Genomic DNA, 18632 nt, shown 5'->3' with positions numbered 1-18632 from the left:
CTCCCCATCTCAATACCCCCACACATCTCGTGGGGCGCGACTTAGTTGTTTAGCACCCGGGGGCGGGGGGGGATCCCCAGGCCACCGCCCGATCTTCGTCCGCCGTCCCTCAGTCCGCCGGCCGCTTCAGGCGTGCCACGAACTTGTAGCGGTCGCCCCGGTACACCGAGCGCACCCACTCCACCGGTTCGCCCTGGCCGTCCACGGAATGGCGGGACAGCATCAGCATCGGCAGCCCCACGTCGGTGCCCAGCAGTCCCGCCTCGCGGGGGGTGGCGAGCGAGGTCTCGATGGTCTCCTCCGCCTCGGCGAGGCGGACGTCGTAGACCTCGGCGAGCGCGGTGTAGAGCGAGGTGTACTTCACCAGCGAACGGCGCAGCGCCGGGAAGCGTTTGGCCGAAAGATGCGTGGTCTCGATCGCCATCGGCTCCCCGCTGGCGAGCCGCAGGCGCTCGATGCGCAGCACCCGGCCGCCCGTCGAGATGTCCAGCAGACCGGCCAGCGTGTCGTCCGCCGTCACATAGCCGATGTCGAGCAGCTGGGACGTCGGCTCCAGCCCCTGGGCGCGCATGTCCTCGGTGTACGAGGTGAGCTGGAGGGCCTGGGAGACCTTCGGCTTGGCGACGAACGTGCCCTTGCCCTGGATGCGTTCGAGGCGGCCCTCGACGACCAGTTCCTGGAGTGCCTGGCGCACGGTGGTGCGTGAGGTGTCGAACTCGGCGGCCAGGGTGCGTTCGGGCGGCACCGGGGTGCCGGGCGGCAGGGTGTCCGTCATGTCGAGGAGATGCCGCTTGAGCCGGTAGTACTTCGGTACGCGCGCCGTGCGCGTACCGGCACCGGTCTCGCTCCCCGTACTGCCCCCGTCGGCACTCATGGCCCGCCTTCCCGACGCTTGCGTTGCTGCCGTCACCGGCTCCTCCGTCTGTCGCGGCTCACATGGTGGCACGGTCCGGTCACGGGTCGTCGCCCTCCCTTAGGTGTCGGTCCTATAACGGACGCGAGTGCACTTCTTATACACCCTTGACACCCCTAAAGGTCTAGGCCAAGCTCCCGGTACTGGTCTAAACCATTAAAGACCAGGTCCAGCCCCAGCAGAACTCGTCGAATGTCTTCGCGGTGGGTGGGGTTGCAGCATCCCTGAGGAGGGTTTGACGTGAAGCGCAAGCTCATCGCGGCTATCGGTGTCGCGGGCATGTTGGTTTCGGTCGCAGCGTGTGGCTCGGATGACAAGAATTCGTCCGCCGACCCCAAGGACCGCAAGGAAACCCTGACCGTCTGGCTCATGGGCGAGGCCCAGTCCACCTGGCCGGAGCTGGTCAAGGACGTCAACGCCGAGTTCAACAAGAAGTACCCGGGCGTCACCGTCAAGGTTCAATACCAGCAGTGGGCCGATAAGGTCAAGAAGCTGGACACCTCCCTCGGCGGCGACAAATTCCCGGACGTCGTGGAACTCGGCAATACCGAGACCATGCAGTACATCCTCAATGGTGCGCTCGGAGAAATCGACCCCAAGAAGTACGAGAACTCGGACACCTGGATCAAGGGTCTGAAGGACACGTGCTCCTTCGAGGGCAAGACCTACTGCGTTCCCTACTACGCGAGCGCCCGTCTCGCCGTGTACAACAAGGACATGCTGAAGGCCGGCACCGGCAGCGACGCCCTCCCGCAGACCGAGGACGAGTTCCTCGCCGCGATGGACAAGGTCGACGCCGAGCTGGGCAAGAAGGACAAGCGCGCCACCTCCCTCTACCTCCCGGGCCGTTACTGGTACGCCGCGATGTCCTACGTCGCCGCCTACGGTGGCCAGATAGCCACGTACGACGAGGGCAGCAAGGAGTGGAAGGCCGCGCTCTCCACCCCCGAGGCGCAGAAGGGCCTCCAGCACTTCGTCGACCTGGTCAAGAAGTACAACAAGGCCGACGTGACGAAGGACGAGCAGGACCACGCCAACGTCATGGCCAACGAGAAGGCCGCGGTCATCTACGGCCAGGCGTGGGAGGCCGGCAGCGTCACCACCGGCGAGAACGGCAATCCGAAGCTCGAGGGCAAGATCGCCACGGCCGGTATGCCCGGCCCCGAGGGCAAGGCCCTTCCGTCCTTCATCGGCGGCTCGGACCTCGCGACCATCTCCAAGTCCAAGGTCCAGGACCTCGGCGAGGAGTGGATCTCCCTCTTCACCAACGCGAAGTCCATGGAGGTCCTCGCGTCCAAGAACATCCTCCCCAACAACGAGAAGCAGCTTGAGCCGCTGAAGCAGAAGCCGGAGACCGCCGCCATCGCCAACGCGGTGCCGGACGCCTGGTTCACGCCGATCGCGCCGGGCTGGGCCTCCGTGGAGAAGGAGGAGATCCTCCAGAACATGCTTCTGGAGATCGTCAAGGGCGCCTCCGTCGCCGACGCCGGCAAGAAGGCCGACGAGAAGATCAACGAGCTGATCAACAAGGAATCCTGACCTTCCGATCGCCAGGCGGGGGCCCGGCACCAGTGCCGGGCCCCCGCGCCTTTCCCGCAAGAGAACGCCGTGAATTCCGGGGCCCGCCCCGGACCCGCGATGGAAGGTCAGCCACGTGTCTGCCGCTGATACCAAGGCCGTCGGGCCGCCGGTCCCCGTACCACCTGACCCGCAGGCGATCGGGAAGTCGTCCCACGACGACGACGCGCCCCGGGTGCAGAAGAGGAAGCGGAAGAAGGGCGAACTGCTCCCCTACTTCCTGATCCTCCCGGCGATCGTGGCGATCGCCGCCGTCTACCTCTACCCCCTCGGCAAGACGGTCATCATGTCCTTCCAGGACATGGGCCGCCGCGAGCTCTGGACCGGCGACCCCGCACCCTGGGTCGGCTTCGAGCAGTTCACCAACATCCTCGGCGATTCCGAGTTCTGGTGGGTCACCTTCCGCACGATCGTCTTCATGGCCATCTGCGTGACGCTGACCATGGGCATCGGGCTGCTGGTCGCCCTGCTCATGCGCAAGCTCTCCACCTGGGTCCGGCTCGTGCTCACCGCCTGCCTCATCGCGGCCTGGTCGATGCCGCTGATGGTGGCCGCCTCGATCTTCCGGTTCATGGCCGACTCCGACTACGGCCTGATCAACACGCTGATCGCCAAGGTCGTCGGCGAGGACTGGCTCGGACACAACTGGTACCTCAACCCCGTCCAGGGCTTCGGCATCATCACCCTGCTGGTCGTCTGGGGCGCCATCCCGTTCGTCGTCGTCACCCTGTACGCGGCCCTCACCCAGGTCCCCCAGGAACTGGAGGAGGCCGCCGCCCTCGACGGCGCCAGCGCCTACGGCGTCTACAAGTACGTCACCTGGCCGGTCATCAAGCCGGTCTTCACCATGGTCGCGACCCTCTCGGTGATCTGGGACTTCAACGTCTTCGGCCAGATCTGGCTGCTGCGCGGCAACAAGCCCGAGCCGGAGTACGAGACCCTCGGCCTCTACTCCTACTCCAAGGCGTTCGAGTCCACCTCCTTCAGCCAGGGCACCGCGATCGCCCTGATCACGGTGCTGCTGCTGTCCGGCGTGGCCGTGTACTACCTGCGCCAGCTCATGAAGACGGGAGAGGTCGAATGAGCAGCACGACCCAGACGACACAGGCGCTGCGGCCCGACCGCAAGAAGAGCCGGCTCCACTTCGACCTGCTCGGCCTCGGCATCGCCCTGGTCATGGTCTTCCCGGTCTACTGGCTGGTCATCAGCGCCCTGCGGCCCAACCGGGAGATCCGCAGCTACGACCAGACGCTCTGGCCCACGTCGATCACCTTCGACAACTTCGTCCGGGCCACCGAGCAGCCGAACTTCGGCACCGCCATCCAGTCCAGCCTGATCGTCGCCGTCACCGCGGTGGTCGGCGGCATGGTCATCGCGACGCTGGCGGCCCTGGCGATCGGCCGGTTCCGGTTCTTCGGCCGCAAGGCCCTGGTCCTGATCATGATCCTGGTCCAGATGCTGCCGCCGACGGCGATGCTCATCCCGATCTACGCCCAGCTCAACGCGATGGGCGGGATCGACGAGTACTGGGGCCTGATCGTCGTCTACCTGGTCTCCACGCTGCCCTTCGCCACCATCATGATCCGCGGCTTCGTCGTGAACATCCCGGTGGAGCTGGAGGAGTCCGCGATGGTGGACGGCTGCACCCGCTTCCAGGCCTTCCGCCGGGTGATCTTCCCGCTGCTCGCCCCCGGGCTCGCCGCCGCGTCGATCTTCGCCCTGGTGAACGCGTGGAACGAGTACCTCTTCGCCTACATCCTCATCAACGACAACTCCAAGTACACGCTGAACGTCTGGCTGATGACGTTCACGACCGAGCGCGGAACGGACTACGGCGCCCTCATGGCGGCTTCGACCATGATCGCTCTCCCCGTCGTCGTGTTCTTCATGATCATCCAGAAGAAGATGGCCACAGGCCTCACTTCCGGCGCCGTGAAGGGATAGTGCGGGCCCATGACCACCCTCGTTTCCACCACGGACACCGTGACGCGCGACGCGCTCGCCGTGCTCCAGCCCGGGTTCACCGGCACCACCGCACCGGACTGGCTGCTGCGCCGCGTCGGTGAGGGCCTCGCCTCCGTAGGCCTGTTCGGCCGCAACATCACCTCGCCCGAACAGCTCACCGCCCTCACCGGGCGGCTGCGCTCCGAGCGGGACGACGTCCTCGTCGCCATCGACGAGGAGGGCGGCGACGTGACCCGTCTGGAGGTCACGCACGGCTCGTCCTTCCCCGGCAACTTCGCCCTCGGCTCGGTGGACGACGTCCACCTCACCCGCGCCGTCGCCCAGGAGCTCGGCCGCCGGCTCGCCGAGTGCGGCGTCAACCTCAACTGGGCGCCGTCCGCCGACGTCAACTCCAACCCGGGCAACCCGGTCATCGGCGTGCGCTCCTTCGGCGCCGACACCCGCCTGGCCGCCCGGCACACCGCCGCGTACATCGAGGGGCTCCAGGCCGCCGGCGTCGCCGCCTGCACCAAGCACTTCCCCGGGCACGGCGACACCGCTGTCGACTCGCACCTGGCGATGCCCCGCATCGATGTGGACCTCGACACCCTGCACGCCCGTGAGCTGGTGCCCTTCCGGGCGGCCATCGCAGCGGGTTCCAAATCGGTGATGAGCGCGCATATCCTGCTCCCCGCACTCGACCCGGACCGCCCGGCGACCCTGAGTCCGCAGATCCTCACCGGTCTGCTGCGTCAGGAGCTGGGCTACGACGGCCTGATCGTCACCGACGCCGTGGAGATGGACGCCATCGCCGGTACGTACGGCATCGAGCGCGGGTCCGTCCTCGCCCTCGCGGCGGGCGCCGACGCCATCTGTGTGGGCGGCGGCCTGGCCGACGAGGAGACGGTGCTGCGGCTGCGCGACGCCCTCGTCGCGGCCGTGCGCAGCGGGGAACTGACCGAGGAGCGGCTCGCCGACGCGGCCGCCCGTGTACGAGCCCTCGCGTCCTGGACGCAGAGGGTTCGGGGGGACGTCCGGGAGTCGGGCGCGGCAGTGCAGGAGGGGACCGCGCCCGGCACCGGAGTCAGCCCCGACATCGGCCTGATCGCCGCCCGCCGCGCGGTCCGGGTGACCGGCTCCGGCGACCGGCTGAACGAGGCGGCCTACGTCGCCTCGTTCGGCGCGGAGGCGAACATCGCGGTCGGCGACGAGACCCCGTGGGGCATCGCCGCCGAGCTGGACAGGATCCTGCCCGGCACCGGCACGGACACCTACACCGACCAGGACACCGCCCCGGCGGACGCGATCCTGGCGGCGGCGGGGGAGCGGCGCATCGTCGCCGTGGTCCGCGACGAGCACCGGCACGCGTGGATGGGCGCCGCCCTCGACGCACTGCTGGCGGCCCGCCCGGACACGATCGTGGTCGAGATGGGCCTGCCCCAGTCGGACCCCCGGGGTGCGCTGTACATAGCCACCCACGGCGCGGCCCGGGTCTGCGGCCTGGCAGCGGCGGAAACGATCACCGGCACCAAGACCTGACCCGACCGCCCCGGCCCGGGCCTTGCAGCTCAAGGCCCGGTCCGGCTGATTCAAGCCCGTCCGGCGCTTGAGGACGAAGCCTCTCGCCGGACGGGCGGAAGCACACCGCACGGCTCAGGGCCGGGACACCGTAAAGGCGTCCCGGCCCTGAGCCGTAACGGGGCGAGGCCCGAGGCCTACAGCCCCTGCCACCCCGGCTTCGCCGCATACGTGGCGCGGAAGTAGTCCGCCAGCTTCAGCTTCGACGCCGCCGCCTCGTCCACCACCACCGTCGCGTGCGGATGCAGCTGGAGCGCCGAGGCCGGCACGATCGAGGCGACCGGCCCCTCCACGGTCTGGGCCACGGCCTCCGCCTTGCCCTCGCCGGTGGCCAGCAGGATCGGGTGGCGGGCGTCCAGGATCGTCCCGATGCCCTGCGTGATCACGTGGTGCGGCACCTGCTCGATGTCGTCGTCGAAGAAGCGCGCGTTGTCGACCCGGGTCTGCTCGGTCAGCGTCTTGATCCGGGTGCGGGAGGCGAGCGAGGAGCACGGCTCGTTGAAGCCGATGTGCCCGTCCGTGCCGATGCCCAGGAGCTGGAGGTCGACGCCGCCCGCCTCGGCCAGCGCCCGGTCGTACTCCTCGCAGGCCGCCTGGACGTCCTCGGCCGAGCCGTCGGGGCCCATGAAGGAGGCCTCGGAGAGCCCGAGCGGCTCGATGACCTCGCGCAGGACCACGGAGCGGTACGACTCCGGGTGGCCCGCGGGCAGCCCGACGTACTCGTCGAGCTGGCAGACCCGGGCGCGCGAGGCGTCGACCGCGCCGGCGGCCACCTTCGCCGCGAGCGCGCGGTAGACGGGCAGCGGGGTCGAGCCGGTGGCCACGCCGAGCAGGGCGTCGGGCTTGCGGCTGAGCAGGGCGGCGATGGCCTCCGCGATCAGTTCGCCGCCTGCGGTGGCGTCCGGGACGATGACAACTTCCACGCTGTGCCTGCCGATCTGACTAGGAGAGGAGGTGGTATAGACCAATCAAACTCCAATTTAGCAGAATCGGGCAGCCCTACGGTGAACAGTCCGTACATCGGCGGCCCGCGCTTCCCGCCCGCCCCGGCCCGCTGGCGGCCCACGGCATTGCCTGGTCGACTTGTCCGGTACGGCGCGGCTCACGCGGACGTGGACGCGCCGCCCGTACGCCGACACCGCAGCCCGAAGCGCAGGGAGGCCCCCACATGTCCGCCACCCCTCCGGCCGGCCGGAGCGGCCAGGGCGACGAGCCCGGCCGCATCATGTCCGGCGAGATGGCCGAGCAGCCCGCGATGCTGCGCCGGATCCTCGAACAGGGCTCGCCCCGCATCCACGAGGTCGCCGCCGAGATCGCCGCCCGGAAGCCCCGGTTCGTGCTGCTCACCGCCCGGGGTACGTCGGACAACGCGGCGCTGTACGCGAAGTACCTCCTGGAGATCCGCCTCGGGCTGCCCTGCGGCCTGGCCTCGATGTCCACCACGACGGCCTACGGCGCCCGGCCGGACCTGCGGGACGTCCTGGTGGTCACCGTCAGCCAGTCGGGCGGCTCGCCGGACCTGGTGGCCTCCACCCGGGCCGCCCGGGAGGCCGGGGCCGTCACCCTGGCCGTCACCAACAACCCGGACTCCGCGCTCGCGGCCGTGTCCGAGTACCACATCGACATCCTGGCGGGCCCGGAGAAGGCGCTCCCGGCCACCAAGACGTACACCGCCTCCCTGCTCTCCCTGTACCTCTTCGTGGAGGGCCTGGGCGGCAACGACGGCACGACCGCCGCCGCGAGCCTGCCCGACCTCGCGGGCGCGGTCCTGGGCCGCCGGGCCGAGGTCAAGGCGCTGGCCTCCCGCTACCGCTTCGCCGAGCGCATGGTGATCACCTCGCGCGGCTACGGCTATCCGACGGCCAAGGAAGCGGCCCTGAAGCTCATGGAGACCAGCTACATCCCCGCCCTCTCCTACTCCGGCGCGGATCTGCTGCACGGCCCGCTGGCGATGGTCGACAACATCTCCCCGGTGATCGCCGTGGTCACCGACGGCCGGGGCGGCGAAGCCATCCAGCCGGTGCTCGACCGGCTGCGCGGCCGCGGCGCGGATCTCTTCGTGGTCGGCCCCAAGGCCCAGGTGGAGGCGGCGTCGGCGGGCTTCTCGCTGCCCACGGCGGGCGTCCCGGAGGAGTTGCAGCCGATCCTGGAGATCCTGCCGCTGCAGATGCTGGCGTACGAGGTGACGATCGCCCGGGGCCAGGACCCCGACGCGCCCCGCGCTCTGGCCAAGGTCACCGAGACCCGCTGAACGCGTCCTTTCCGGGAGGGGTCCCGGAAACACCCGCGGGCCACGGCGCCGGGACGGGACCCTCAGCCCGCCCGGCACCGCAGCCCGGAGATACCCGGCCGGCGGTGTGCGGTGCCCCCGGCCACAGGAGGCACCGGCGCGGTCAGGGCAGAGAGCGCCGGGTGCCTCGGTCCACTCTCCTGTGCGGGGAGAGCGGAGGTCTTGATGAACATTGTGGACTAGACCAATTGCCCGTGTCCATCCGTGTGCACGACATTCTCCGCTGGGGCGCCGCGCCTGTCCATCGTTGTACCCACTGCACGGCTCATCGGGCCGAGTGGTTCGAACGGCCCCGGTATCCACAGGTACGCTCCACACGTGCCCTCCATGAACGACCTCGTCCGCCAGCACACCGCTCTGAGCGACACCGACCTCGAGTGGCTTCATCTGCTGGTCTCGGAGTGGCAGCTGCTCTCCGACCTGTCCTTCGCCGACCTCGTGCTGTGGGTGCCCACCCGCGACGGCACGCGGTACGTCTCCGTCGCCCAGATGCGCCCCAACACCGGGCCCACCTCCTACCAGGACGACATGGTCGGCCACCTGGTGCCGCGCGGCCGCCGCCCGCTCCTGGACGCGGCCCTGGACGAGGGCCGGATCGTGCGCGAGGGCGACCCGGAGTGGCGCGAGGAGGTGCCCGTACGGGTCGAGTCCATCCCCGTACGCCGTGAGGGCCGGGTGCTCGGCGTCATCGCCCGCAACACCAACCTGCTCACCGTGCGCACCCCCTCCCGGCTGGAGCTCACCTACCTCCAGTCCGCCTCCGACCTGGCCCAGATGATCGCCGCCGGATCCTTCCCCTTCCCCGGTCAGCAGGTCGACATGGACGCCTCCCCGCGCGTGGGCGACGGCCTGATCCGGCTCGACGCCGACGGGATCGTGCAGTACGCCAGCCCCAACGGCCTCTCCGCCTACCACCGGCTCGGCCTCGCCTCCGACCTGGTCGGCCACCACCTCGGCACCACCACCGCCGAACTCGCCCCGTCCCGGGGGCCGGTGGACGAGGCCCTGGTCAAGGTGGCCAGCGGGTACGCGCCCCGGGAGTTCGAGGTCGAGTGCGCGGGCGGGGTGATCCAGCTGCGGGCCATCCCGCTCAAGCCCAAGGGCGTCCGCATCGGCTCCCTGGTCCTGCTCCGGGACGTCACCGAACTGCGCCGCCGCGAACGCGAGTTGATCACCAAGGACGCGACCATCCGGGAGATCCACCACCGGGTGAAGAACAACCTCCAGACGGTGGCCGCCCTGTTGCGCCTCCAGTCCCGCCGGATGGACTCCGAGCAGGGCCGCGAGGCCCTCAACGAGGCGGTCCGGCGCGTCGGTTCGATCGCCATCGTCCATGAGACGCTGTCCCAGAATCTGGACGAGCGGGTCGAGTTCGACGAGATCGCCGACCGGGTCATCGCGATGGTGTCGGAGATCTCCCCGGGCAAGGTGACCTGCCGGCGTACCGGACGCTTCGGCATCCTCGACGCCGAGGTCGCCACCCCGCTCTCCATGGTGCTGACCGAGGTGCTGCAGAACGCCCTGGAGCACGCCTTCGCCGTGGCCGACCACGGGACGGTGGAGGTCTCCGCCGTGCGCGGCGGATCGCCGACCGAGGGGCGGCTCCTGATCACGGTCACCGACGACGGGCGCGGGCTGCCCGAGGGGTTCGACCCGAAGCGGGCCGGCAACCTCGGGCTCCAGATCGTACGGACCCTGGTGGAGGGGGAGTTGGGCGGCACGTTCGGCATGGTCCCGGCCCCCGAGCGCGGCACCCAGGTGGTGCTGGACCTCCCGGTCAGCGGCGACAAGTAGGAACACGGAAGCGCGCACAGCAGGCGGAGCGCGCACAGCAGAGCGGGCCCGGACCGTGGTGACGGTCCGGGCCCGCTCCGTGATGCTCACGTTGCGATGCGCTTCGGGGTACTGCGCGCTGCGACTCGAAGGCGGGGCTGTGCGTACGCTCTGTACGCGCCGCCGGGCTGAGGCTTGGTGCGGTTCTCGCTCAGGCGCTTGCGTTGCGCGCCCGGTTGCGAGCGGCGCGGCGCTTCATCGCGCGGCGCTCGTCCTCGCTGAGTCCACCCCAGACGCCGGAGTCCTGGCCGGACTCGAGCGCCCACTGCAGGCACTGCTCCATGACGGGGCAGCGGCGGCAGACGGCCTTGGCTTCCTCGATCTGCAGCAGCGCAGGACCGGTGTTGCCGATGGGGAAGAACAGCTCGGGGTCTTCCTCACGACAAACGGCGTTGTGACGCCAGTCCATGGCTGCTACCTCTCCTTGGTATTACACGCTTGTTGCTTGTGAATGTGAACGCTTTCACGAATCCCCCCACAGATGACGGGCCGACTCCCAGATGGACTGGTTGTGGTCTGTGTGGTGAGGAGGGGTTCTGGCTCTCAGTGGAGGCCGGTGTTGCGGGCCGTCCCGATCGCCATGTAGAGATTCGCAAACCTCGGCGGCGGATACAACCCCTTCTGGAAAGTTTTTTTTGATTCCTCGGTGTCGACTAGGTCACAGCCGCACTTCTTAGGGGTGGGGGCCAGTCCAAACGTTCGAGTTAAAGGACTTTGGGCCCTTCCACTCACACAATCACACGCAGTGCACGGCGTACGCCTGTGAACGTCACGCTCGTACGCAGTCCCAGGTGGTCACCGTCCATCTGGAAGGGCAGTGGAACCTTTGAATGCAAGGTGAAGTCCGTGAGGTCATGCCGTGAAACAGCGTGCTTGCCGCGCGGCCCCTTCTCGGGGCTCGAAGTGAGCAGCTGGGTGCCGTACAGGGCCACCGCCGGGGTGGACAGACGCTTCAGTCCGAGGACGTCCAGCGCGGTGTCGAAGGAGGCCTTCGGCGAGGCGTACATCGGGCGATTGCCCAGGTAGGTCCAGGGGGCGGTGTTGCAGATTATGGAGAGCGCGAGGTCGGTCACCGGGTCCTGGCCGGGCACGTCGAGCGTGATCTGCCCCCGTCTGCGATGGGCCTCGTTCAGGAACTGCCGCACCACCTGGCGCACGTACAGGGCGTGCGTCGAACGCTTCCCGTGCTCGCGTTTCTGTTCGACGCGGCCGATGACTCCGGCGTCGAATCCGAGACCGGCGCAGAAAGTGAACCAGCGTTCGGGGACGGACTCGTCCTCGGTTCCCGGGGTGCCGGCGGCCAGGCCCAGACCAACCGTGCGTTCGGTCCGGTTCTCCAGGGCGTCCAGGATCGCGCCGGTCGCCTCCACCGCGTCGTTCGGCAGCCCCAGGGCGCGCGCGAAGACATTGGTGGATCCGCCGGGGACCACGGCGAGCTTCGGGAGGCTGTCCACGTCCGGGCCCCGGTGCAGCAGCCCGTTCACGACCTCGTTCACCGTGCCGTCGCCGCCGAGGGCGACCACCAGATCGATGTCGTCGCTGTCCGCGGCCCGCCGCCCCAGGTCCCGTGCGTGCCCGCGGTACTCCGTGGTCACCGCCTCCAGCTTCATCTCGCTGGCCAGCGCGTGGATGAGCACGTCACGGGTGCGGGCACTGGTGGTGGTAGCAGCTGGGTTGACCACGAGGAGTGCGCGCATGACGGCCAGCCTACCTACCGGGCGGTTCGGTGCTGTAGTCCCGGTTCGCTGCGCTCCGGTTCCGTGACGGAACGTGACGGCACGCCCCGTCGTGGGCCCGAACGGGGGAGGCTCCTCCGCACCCCGGCTTCACTTCCGGGCCCCGGGGATGCCAACCTGAAAGGCGTGAGCACTCAGCAGACACCGTCCACACCGTCGCCCTCCACCGCGGAGCGCCCGACCAGGATCACCGTCCTCGCCGGGGTCAACGCCCTCGAAGGCGTGGCCCTCGCCGTCGGCGGGGTCTACCTGCTGATCATGGGACTGCTCGGAAACCTGGAAAGCACGCAGCAGGCGGAGACGGTCGGCATCACCCTGGTCGCGCTCGGCGCGATCCCGCTGATCGCCGCCCGCGGACTGCTGCTGCTGCGCAGCTGGAGCCGGGGGCCCGCGCTGATCACCCAGATCATGGCGCTGCCGGTGGCCTGGACGCTGCTGCGCTCACAGGGTGCGCTGATCCCCACCGGGATCGCCCTGGCGGTGGTCGCCGTCACCGGCCTCGTGCTCGTCCTGAACCCGGCGACCACCCAGGTCCTGGGCATCCGCCGGGGACCGAGCACGACCCCCGAGGCCTGAGCCGGCCCACCCCGCCCTTCCCGGGCCCGCTCCTCGCCGCTTTCTCGCCTATTCCTCGACGAGCAGCCGCTCGCGCAGCTGCGCCAGCGTGCGGGCCAGCAGCCGCGAGACGTGCATCTGCGAGATGCCGACCTCCTGGGCGATCTGCGACTGGGTCATGTTCCCGAAGAAGCGCAGCAGCAGGATGCGCTTCTCGCGCGGCGGCAGGTCCTCCAGGAGCGGCTTGAGCGACTCCCGGTACTCCACGCCCTCCAGCGCCTCGTCCTCCGAGCCCAGCGTGTCCGCGACCGCCGGCGACTCGTCGTCCGTGTCCGGCACGTCCAGCGAGAGCGTGCTGTACGCGTTGGCCGACTCCAGGCCCTCCAGCACCTCCTCCTCGGAGATGCCGAGCCGCTCGGCCAGCTCGTGCACGGTGGGCGAACGGCCGTGCTGCTGGGAGAGCTCCGCGGTGGCCGTGGTCAGCGAAAGACGCAGCTCCTGGAGACGGCGCGGCACCCGCACCGCCCAGCCCTTGTCCCGGAAGTGGCGCTTGATCTCACCGACCACCGTGGGCGTGGCGTACGTCGAGAACTCCACCCCCCGGTCCGGGTCGAACCGGTCCACGGACTTGATCAGCCCGATCGTGGCGACCTGCGTCAGGTCGTCCAGCGGCTCCCCGCGATTGCGGAAGCGACGGGCCAGATGCTCCACCAGCGGCAGATGCATCCGCACCAGCCGGTTCCGCAGTTCGGCCTTCTCCGCCGATCCGTCGGGCAGCTCCCGCAGCTCGAAGAACAGGGCCCGGGCCCCGCTGCGGTCGTGTGGATCGTGGTGCCCGTGCTCGCTCATCTGGCCCGCCCGCTCTGCCTGCGACTGCTGCTCCACCGCGACGTCGAAGCCCTCGGGCCCGTCCGCTCCGTCCTCCGGATGCGGCCGGGCCTGTTGCTCCGGGATGCCTGCTGGGCGCACCACCCCGGATCGGATCGTCTCGTCCCGCACAGGACCGTCCCCGTTCCCGTCGCTCACGCCGGCCCGGGGCCCGCGCCGCGCTGTTTGTAGAGGCTGATGCTGACCGTACGGTCGTCCGCGACCGTGGAGTCGACCTTGCCTGCCAGCGCGGAGAGCACCGTCCAGGCGAAGGTGTCGCGCTCGGGCGCCCGGCCGTCCGTGGTGGGCGCCGACACCGTCACTTCGAGGGAGTCGTCGACGAGACGGAAGACGCAGCTGAGGACGGAGCCCGGCACGGCCTGCTGGAGCAGGATCGCGCAGGCCTCGTCGACCGCGATGCGAAGGTCCTCGATCTCGTCGAGAGTGAAGTCCAAACGCGCTGCGAGACCGGCCGTGGCCGTTCGCAGCACCGACAGGTAGGCACCCGCAGCGGGCAGCCGGACTTCCACGAAGTCCTGATTCCCGGGCTCGCCTGCGATCTGGGACACCCTCACCTCCAAGGTGGCACAAACTCTTTCGAGGTTCCGGGAAGGGTGGCCCGGAGCCATGCGGTCCGTCGACGGTTCTTCGGCTCGGCGACGCTATCGGATCCATGATGCCGTGTCGTACGGACCCCATACCCCGACCGTCACTCATGGTAAGCCCATGAGTACGCACAGTGGCTAGGGGTCTGCGGCGTCCAATTGCGAAGAACCAGCGCCGCATTGACGTACCCAGGCCTCAGACGATCGAACCGTCCTCGAAGCACCAGCGCCAGCTCTCGCCCGGCTCGAAGCTCCGCATCACGGGGTGACCGGTCGCCCGGAAGTGTCCGGTGGCGTGCCGCAGCGGCGACGAATCGCAGCAGCCGACGTGCCCGCAGGTCAGACAGAGCCGCAGCTGCACGGGGTGGGTGCCCGCCTCCAGACACTCGGGGCACGTCTTCCCGAGCGGCACGGGCTCGGGGCGTGGCAGATCCGCTACATGCGCACACTCGATCATGATGGGCAGGTTACGACGGATCCGAGGGACGGTGGGATGGACGCGCTGCCGCTGGTGGCCCTGGTCGCGGTCAGTGCGGCGGTGGCCGGCGCGGCCCGCCGTACACCGGTGCCGGCCCCGCTCGTCCTGGTCGCCGTGGGGCTCGTGGCCGGCTATCTGCCGGCGGTGCCGACGTACCACCTGGACGCGCACGTGGTGCTCCCGCTGCTGCTTCCGCCGTTGCTCCACACGGCGGCCCTGGACAGCTCCTACCTGGATCTGCGGGCCAACATCCGGCCGGTCGCGCTGCTCTCCGTGGGCTACACCCTCTTCGCGACCGTGTCGGTGGGCTGGCTCGCCTACCGGATCATCCCGGACCTGCCGCTGACCGCCGCACTGGTCCTGGGGGCGGTGGTCGCCCCGCCGGACGCCGTGACGGCCGCCGCCATCGCCCGTCGGGTCGGACTGCCCTCCCGGGTCACCACGATCCTCCAGGGCGAGTCCCTGGTGAACGACGCCACGGCGATCACCGCCTTCCGGGTGGCACTGGCCGCCGCCGTGGGGGAGGGCATGAGCTGGGGCGCGGGCATCGCCGAGTTCCTGCTCGCGGCGATCGGCGGCGTCGGCGTCGGACTGCTGCTGATGGTGCCGCTGCACTGGCTGCGCACCCATCTCAAGGAAGCGCTCCTCCAGAACACGCTGTCCCTCCTGATCCCTTTCGTGGCGTACGCGGCGGCCGAACGGGTGCACGCCTCCGGTGTCCTCGCCGTGGTCGTCGTCGCCCTCTACCTGGGTCACCGCTCCTGGCAGGTCGACTTCGCCACCCGGCTCCAGGAAGCGGCCGTCTGGAAGATGGTGGCGTTCATCCTGGAGTCCGCGGTGTTCGCCCTGATCGGTCTTCAGCTGCCCTTCGTCCTGAAAGGGCTCGGCCCGTTCGGCGTCACCGAGGCCATCGGCTACGCCGTCATCGTCTTCCTGGCCGTCGTCGTGGTCCGCTTCGTCTGGGTCTATCCGGCCACCTATCTGCCCCGGTGGCTCTCCCGCCGGGTCCGGGAGCGCGAGCCCGGCACCGACTGGACCGCGCCGCTGATCGTGGGCTGGGCGGGGATGCGCGGCGTGGTCTCGCTCGCCGTCGCGTTCTCCATCCCCATGGTCACGCACGACGGCGAACCGTTCCCGGCCCGCAGCCTGGTGCTGTTCCTGACCTTCACCACCGTCATCGGGACGCTGGTGATCCAGGGCCTCACGCTGCCCGTACTCGTCCGCGTACTGAAGCTCCCCGGTCGCGACGCGCATACCGTCACGCTCATCGAGGCGCAGGCCCAGAGCGAGGCGTCCGAGGCGGCGGAAGCCCGGCTGCGGGAACTGCTCGACGACCCGCGCAGCAGCCTGCCGCCCCCGCTGGCCGACCGGCTGCGCAGCGTGCTGGAGCGCCGCCGCAACGCCGTGTGGGAGCGCCTCGGGGCCGCCGACCCGGTCACCGGGGAATCGGCGGACGACACCTACCGGCGGCTGTCGCGGGAGATGATCGAGGCCGAGCGCGCGGTCTTCGTCCGGCTCCGGGACGAGCGGCGGATCGACGACGAGATGATGCGCACGCTGCTGCGCCGACTGGACCTGGAGGAGGCGGCGGCCTACCGGGAGACGGACGAGTCCTGAAGCGGCGGCGGGTCAGGGGCGCCGGTGATCACGGCGCCCACCCGGGTGCCCGGCGCGAACGCCCCCTCCTCGGCCAGCGCGGTCAGCGCGAACAGCAGCTTGGCGACGTAGACCCGCTCCACGGGCAGCTCGTGCCGGTCCTCGAAGCCGTCGGCGAAGGCCGCCAGCTCCGGTGTCGTACGGGCGTAGCCGCCGAAGGTGAAGCGCTCCTCCAGTGACCAGCTCCCGGCGGGACCGCCGAACGCCTCGCACTGAAGCCGCTCCACCTCCTTCGCCAGGAAGCCGCCGCCGACCACCGCGACGCCCAGGGCCCGCTGTCCGGTGGCGAGCCCGGCGGCGAGCCCGGCCAGGGTGCCGCCGGTCCCGCACGCCACGGCCGCCACGTCCACCTCTCCGGCCAACTCGCGCCCCAGCGCCGTACAGCCCTGTGCGGCGGGCGCGTTGCTGCCGCCCTCCGGGATGACCTCCACGTCCCCGAACAGGCTCAGCAGCCCCTCCAGGACCTCGGGGGAGGCCTTCGCCCGGTACGTCGTACGGTCCACGAAGTGCAGGCGCATGCCGTCGGCCGCGCACCGGGCGAGCGAGGGGTTCAGCGGCCGGCGCGCCAGCTCGTCGCCGCGGACGACGCCGATGGTGGGAAACCCGAGCAGCCGCCCGGCCGCCGCGGTGGCCCGGAGGTGGTTGGAGTACGCGCCGCCGAAGGTGAGGACGGTGCGCCCGGCGGCGGCCTCCAGGTTGAGGACGAGTTTGCGCCACTTGTTGCCCGGCAGATCCGGGTGGATCAGGTCGTCCCGTTTGAGGAGCAGCCGCACCCTGCGGCGCGCGAAGCGCTCGTCGTGGACCTCCCGCAGCGGGGAGGGCACCCGTGGCCGCAGGAGGGCGTCGAGGCGGGGCGGGCTGTGGGGCGGGTTGTTCACCCGCCCATTGTCGCCCTCGCGCTGGACGGACTCCTCCGGTCCCTCCAGCTCCCGGGTAGTCCGCCGCCCCGGCCGTGACGGTTGTCGCAACGTGCCCCGCCCGAAGGTGGATTAGTCACACTCTTTTGTGTAATGGCGGCACGGTCCTCCTGCTGAAAGGCTTTTGCTCGCAGGTCAGCCCATGATCGAGAGGACGTCAGATGTCCGTTGGTGAAGAGGTTCGCGACACGCAGGCGCCGCCGCAGCAGAGTCTGGGGACGGCAGCTGCGCGGAACCTCGCGACGACCACCAAATCCGCGCCGCAGATGCAGGAGATCACCTCGCGGTGGCTGCTGAAGATGCTGCCGTGGGTGCAGGTACAGGGCGGTACGTACCGGGTGAACCGTCGGCTCAGCTATTCGGTCGGTGACGGCCGGGTGACCTTCGTCCAGACCGGGGACCGGGTGGCCGTGATCCCCGCGGAGCTGGGGGAGCTGCCCGCCCTGCGGGACTTCGGTGACGAGGAGGTGCTCGCCGAGCTCGCCCGCAGGTGCGAACAGCGGGACGTGGCGGCGGGGGAGGTGCTGGCCGCCTCGGGGGACGCGGCGGACCGGGTCTACCTGCTGGCGCACGGCAAGGTCGAGAAGATCGGCTCCGGCCTCTACGGGGACGAGACGGAGCTCGGGGTCCTCGCCGACGGCGCCTACTTCGGCGACCAGAGCCTGATCGACGGCAGCGCCGTCTGGGAGTACACCGCCCGCGCGGTCACCCCGTGCACGCTCCTCACCCTGAGCCGGGCCGATGTGTACAACCTCGCGGAGCGCGCCGAATCGCTGCGCGGCCACCTCGCCGGTCTGCTCTCCATCCCGCACCAGCGGACCAACCCCTACGGCGAGGCCGCGATCGACCTCTCCGCCGGCCACGTGGGGGAGGCCGTCGTCCCGCACACCTTCGTCGACTACGACGCCGCGCCCCGCGAGTACGAACTGAGCGTTGCCCAGACCGTGCTGAAGGTCCACAGCAGGGTCGCCGACCTCTACAACCAGCCGATGAACCAGACCGAGCAGCAGTTGCGGCTCACGGTCGAGGCGCTGCGCGAGCGCCAGGAGCACGAGCTGATCAACAACAGGGAGTTCGGGCTGCTCAACAACTGCGACTACGGGCAGCGGCTCCAGCCGCACGACGGGGTGCCCGGCCCGGACGACATGGACGAGCTGCTCTCGCGCCGCCGCGGGTCGAAGCTCTTCCTGGCCCACCCGAAGGCCATCGCCGCCTTCGGCCGCGAGTGCAACCGGCGCGGACTGGTCCCGGAGAGCGTCGACATCGGCGGCCACCACGTGCCCGCCTGGCGCGGGGTACCGATCTTCCCGTCCAACAAGATCCCCGTCACCGACGCGCGCACCACCTCGATCATCTGCATGAGGACCGGCGAGGCCGAGCAGGGCGTCATCGGCCTCCAGCAGACCGGCATCCCCGACGAGATCGAGCCGAGCCTCTCGGTCCGCTTCATGGGGATCGACGAGCAGGCGATCATCTCCTACCTCGTGACGGCGTACTACTCCGCCGCCATCCTGGTACCGGACGCCCTCGGAGTGCTGGAGAACGTCGAGGTCAGCCGCTGGCGCTGATCCCGAGTCACCCCGGGGTCCGGGCCGCGCCGGCCCCCCCCGCCCGCGGGCCCGCACCCAACCCCCGCGCGCCACGGGGAGGGGGGTGCACTGGCCGGGCCGGCGCCGGGAACG

At 70.0% G+C, this 18632-nt stretch carries 17 protein-coding genes; 9 read left to right on the top strand and 8 right to left on the bottom strand.

Annotation, left to right across the window (positions count from 1 at the left end):
- Nucleotides 1–109: 109 nt before the first annotated feature.
- Complete coding sequence (locus tag ACFWRV_RS29325; protein WP_384338764.1) at nucleotides 110–874, bottom strand: GntR family transcriptional regulator; 765 nt, start codon at nucleotides 872–874, stop codon at nucleotides 110–112.
- A gap of 279 nt (nucleotides 875–1153) precedes the next feature.
- Between ACFWRV_RS29325 and ACFWRV_RS29320 the strand changes: the two genes are divergently transcribed.
- From ACFWRV_RS29320 to ACFWRV_RS29305, 4 genes are all read left to right on the top strand, one after another.
- Nucleotides 1154–2452, top strand: a complete 1299-nt coding sequence (locus tag ACFWRV_RS29320; protein WP_384338763.1) for an extracellular solute-binding protein — start codon at nucleotides 1154–1156, stop codon at nucleotides 2450–2452.
- Nucleotides 2453–2567: 115 nt separating this feature from the next.
- Entirely contained in the window at nucleotides 2568–3575 is a 1008-nt protein-coding gene (locus tag ACFWRV_RS29315) for a carbohydrate ABC transporter permease (RefSeq protein ID WP_384338762.1), read from the top strand.
- Nucleotides 3572–4435 (top strand): carbohydrate ABC transporter permease, encoded by an 864-nt coding sequence (locus ACFWRV_RS29310; protein WP_384338760.1) that lies wholly within the window; start codon nucleotides 3572–3574, stop codon nucleotides 4433–4435. Before ACFWRV_RS29315 ends, ACFWRV_RS29310 begins: the two co-directional genes overlap by 4 nt.
- Nucleotides 4436–4444: 9 nt before the next feature.
- Nucleotides 4445–5974, top strand: coding sequence for a glycoside hydrolase family 3 protein (locus ACFWRV_RS29305; protein WP_384338758.1), 1530 nt, complete (start codon nucleotides 4445–4447; stop codon nucleotides 5972–5974).
- Nucleotides 5975–6150: 176 nt separating this feature from the next.
- Here the strand turns inward: ACFWRV_RS29305 and nagB are convergent, their stop codons facing one another.
- On the bottom strand, nucleotides 6151–6936 hold the full coding sequence (nagB, locus tag ACFWRV_RS29300) for a glucosamine-6-phosphate deaminase (protein WP_384338756.1): 786 nt from the start codon (nucleotides 6934–6936) through the stop codon (nucleotides 6151–6153).
- A 245-nt stretch (nucleotides 6937–7181) separates the two neighbouring features.
- On the opposite strand from nagB, the gene ACFWRV_RS29295 reads away from it, so the two are divergent.
- Both ACFWRV_RS29295 and ACFWRV_RS29290 read left to right on the top strand, forming a co-directional pair.
- The gene (locus ACFWRV_RS29295; protein ID WP_384338755.1) at nucleotides 7182–8264 is read left to right on the top strand and encodes an SIS domain-containing protein; all 1083 of its coding nucleotides are present in this window, start codon (nucleotides 7182–7184) and stop codon (nucleotides 8262–8264) included.
- A gap of 366 nt (nucleotides 8265–8630) precedes the next feature.
- Nucleotides 8631–10097 (top strand): sensor histidine kinase, encoded by a 1467-nt coding sequence (locus ACFWRV_RS29290; RefSeq protein ID WP_164615026.1) that lies wholly within the window; start codon nucleotides 8631–8633, stop codon nucleotides 10095–10097.
- A gap of 190 nt (nucleotides 10098–10287) precedes the next feature.
- Here the strand turns inward: ACFWRV_RS29290 and ACFWRV_RS29285 are convergent, their stop codons facing one another.
- Complete coding sequence (locus tag ACFWRV_RS29285; RefSeq protein WP_003953983.1) at nucleotides 10288–10545, bottom strand: WhiB family transcriptional regulator; 258 nt, start codon at nucleotides 10543–10545, stop codon at nucleotides 10288–10290.
- A 319-nt stretch (nucleotides 10546–10864) separates the two neighbouring features.
- Complete coding sequence (locus tag ACFWRV_RS29280; RefSeq protein ID WP_384338753.1) at nucleotides 10865–11833, bottom strand: diacylglycerol/lipid kinase family protein; 969 nt, start codon at nucleotides 11831–11833, stop codon at nucleotides 10865–10867.
- 165 nt (nucleotides 11834–11998) lie between these two features.
- Between ACFWRV_RS29280 and ACFWRV_RS29275 the strand changes: the two genes are divergently transcribed.
- Nucleotides 11999–12448, top strand: a complete 450-nt coding sequence (locus ACFWRV_RS29275; RefSeq protein ID WP_384338752.1) for a hypothetical protein — start codon at nucleotides 11999–12001, stop codon at nucleotides 12446–12448.
- Nucleotides 12449–12496: 48 nt separating this feature from the next.
- Here the strand turns inward: ACFWRV_RS29275 and ACFWRV_RS29270 are convergent, their stop codons facing one another.
- The 3 genes from ACFWRV_RS29270 to ACFWRV_RS29260 all read right to left on the bottom strand — a co-directional run bounded on the left by ACFWRV_RS29270 (nucleotide 12497) and on the right by ACFWRV_RS29260 (nucleotide 14356).
- On the bottom strand, nucleotides 12497–13453 hold the full coding sequence (locus ACFWRV_RS29270) for an RNA polymerase sigma factor SigF (RefSeq protein WP_373296724.1): 957 nt from the start codon (nucleotides 13451–13453) through the stop codon (nucleotides 12497–12499).
- Nucleotides 13450–13863: an anti-sigma regulatory factor gene (locus ACFWRV_RS29265; RefSeq protein WP_003966375.1), complete on the bottom strand. Its 414-nt coding sequence runs from the start codon at nucleotides 13861–13863 to the stop codon at nucleotides 13450–13452. The genes ACFWRV_RS29270 and ACFWRV_RS29265 overlap by 4 nt, the downstream gene beginning before the upstream one ends.
- Before the next feature lie 232 nt (nucleotides 13864–14095).
- Nucleotides 14096–14356 carry a UBP-type zinc finger domain-containing protein gene (locus tag ACFWRV_RS29260; RefSeq protein ID WP_384338750.1) on the bottom strand — a complete coding sequence of 87 codons (261 nt, stop codon included), beginning with the start codon at nucleotides 14354–14356 and terminating at the stop codon, nucleotides 14096–14098.
- Nucleotides 14357–14392: 36 nt separating this feature from the next.
- On the opposite strand from ACFWRV_RS29260, the gene ACFWRV_RS29255 reads away from it, so the two are divergent.
- Nucleotides 14393–15994 carry a Na+/H+ antiporter gene (locus tag ACFWRV_RS29255; RefSeq protein ID WP_384338749.1) on the top strand — a complete coding sequence of 534 codons (1602 nt, stop codon included), beginning with the start codon at nucleotides 14393–14395 and terminating at the stop codon, nucleotides 15992–15994.
- On the opposite strand, the gene ACFWRV_RS29250 is transcribed toward ACFWRV_RS29255, so the two are convergent.
- The gene (locus tag ACFWRV_RS29250; protein WP_384338747.1) at nucleotides 15970–16911 is read right to left on the bottom strand and encodes a 1-aminocyclopropane-1-carboxylate deaminase/D-cysteine desulfhydrase; all 942 of its coding nucleotides are present in this window, start codon (nucleotides 16909–16911) and stop codon (nucleotides 15970–15972) included. The two genes, ACFWRV_RS29255 and ACFWRV_RS29250, sit on opposite strands and share 25 nt — an antisense overlap.
- A 200-nt stretch (nucleotides 16912–17111) precedes the next feature.
- On the opposite strand from ACFWRV_RS29250, the gene ACFWRV_RS29245 reads away from it, so the two are divergent.
- Entirely contained in the window at nucleotides 17112–18518 is a 1407-nt protein-coding gene (locus ACFWRV_RS29245; RefSeq protein WP_384338746.1) for a family 2B encapsulin nanocompartment shell protein, read from the top strand.
- The last annotated feature ends 114 nt before the right edge of the window (nucleotides 18519–18632 follow it).

The sequence above is a fragment of the Streptomyces sp. NPDC058576 genome, assembly GCF_042718715.1.
In the GTDB taxonomy this organism is placed as follows: domain Bacteria; phylum Actinomycetota; class Actinomycetes; order Streptomycetales; family Streptomycetaceae; genus Streptomyces.
This window is presented reverse-complemented; position numbering and strand designations above follow the sequence as displayed.

Coding starts and splice junctions, on each gene's coding strand:
- ACFWRV_RS29325 (WP_384338764.1), bottom strand. CDS start 874: ATGAGTGCCGACGGGGGCAGTACGGGGAGCGAGACCGGTGCCGGTACG.
- ACFWRV_RS29310 (WP_384338760.1), top strand. CDS start 3,572: ATGAGCAGCACGACCCAGACGACACAGGCGCTGCGGCCCGACCGCAAG.
- ACFWRV_RS29305 (WP_384338758.1), top strand. CDS start 4,445: ATGACCACCCTCGTTTCCACCACGGACACCGTGACGCGCGACGCGCTC.
- ACFWRV_RS29295 (WP_384338755.1), top strand. CDS start 7,182: ATGTCCGCCACCCCTCCGGCCGGCCGGAGCGGCCAGGGCGACGAGCCC.
- ACFWRV_RS29290 (WP_164615026.1), top strand. CDS start 8,631: ATGAACGACCTCGTCCGCCAGCACACCGCTCTGAGCGACACCGACCTC.
- ACFWRV_RS29285 (WP_003953983.1), bottom strand. CDS start 10,545: ATGGACTGGCGTCACAACGCCGTTTGTCGTGAGGAAGACCCCGAGCTG.
- ACFWRV_RS29280 (WP_384338753.1), bottom strand. CDS start 11,833: ATGCGCGCACTCCTCGTGGTCAACCCAGCTGCTACCACCACCAGTGCC.
- ACFWRV_RS29260 (WP_384338750.1), bottom strand. CDS start 14,356: ATGATCGAGTGTGCGCATGTAGCGGATCTGCCACGCCCCGAGCCCGTG.
- ACFWRV_RS29255 (WP_384338749.1), top strand. CDS start 14,393: ATGGACGCGCTGCCGCTGGTGGCCCTGGTCGCGGTCAGTGCGGCGGTG.
- ACFWRV_RS29245 (WP_384338746.1), top strand. CDS start 17,112: ATGTCCGTTGGTGAAGAGGTTCGCGACACGCAGGCGCCGCCGCAGCAG.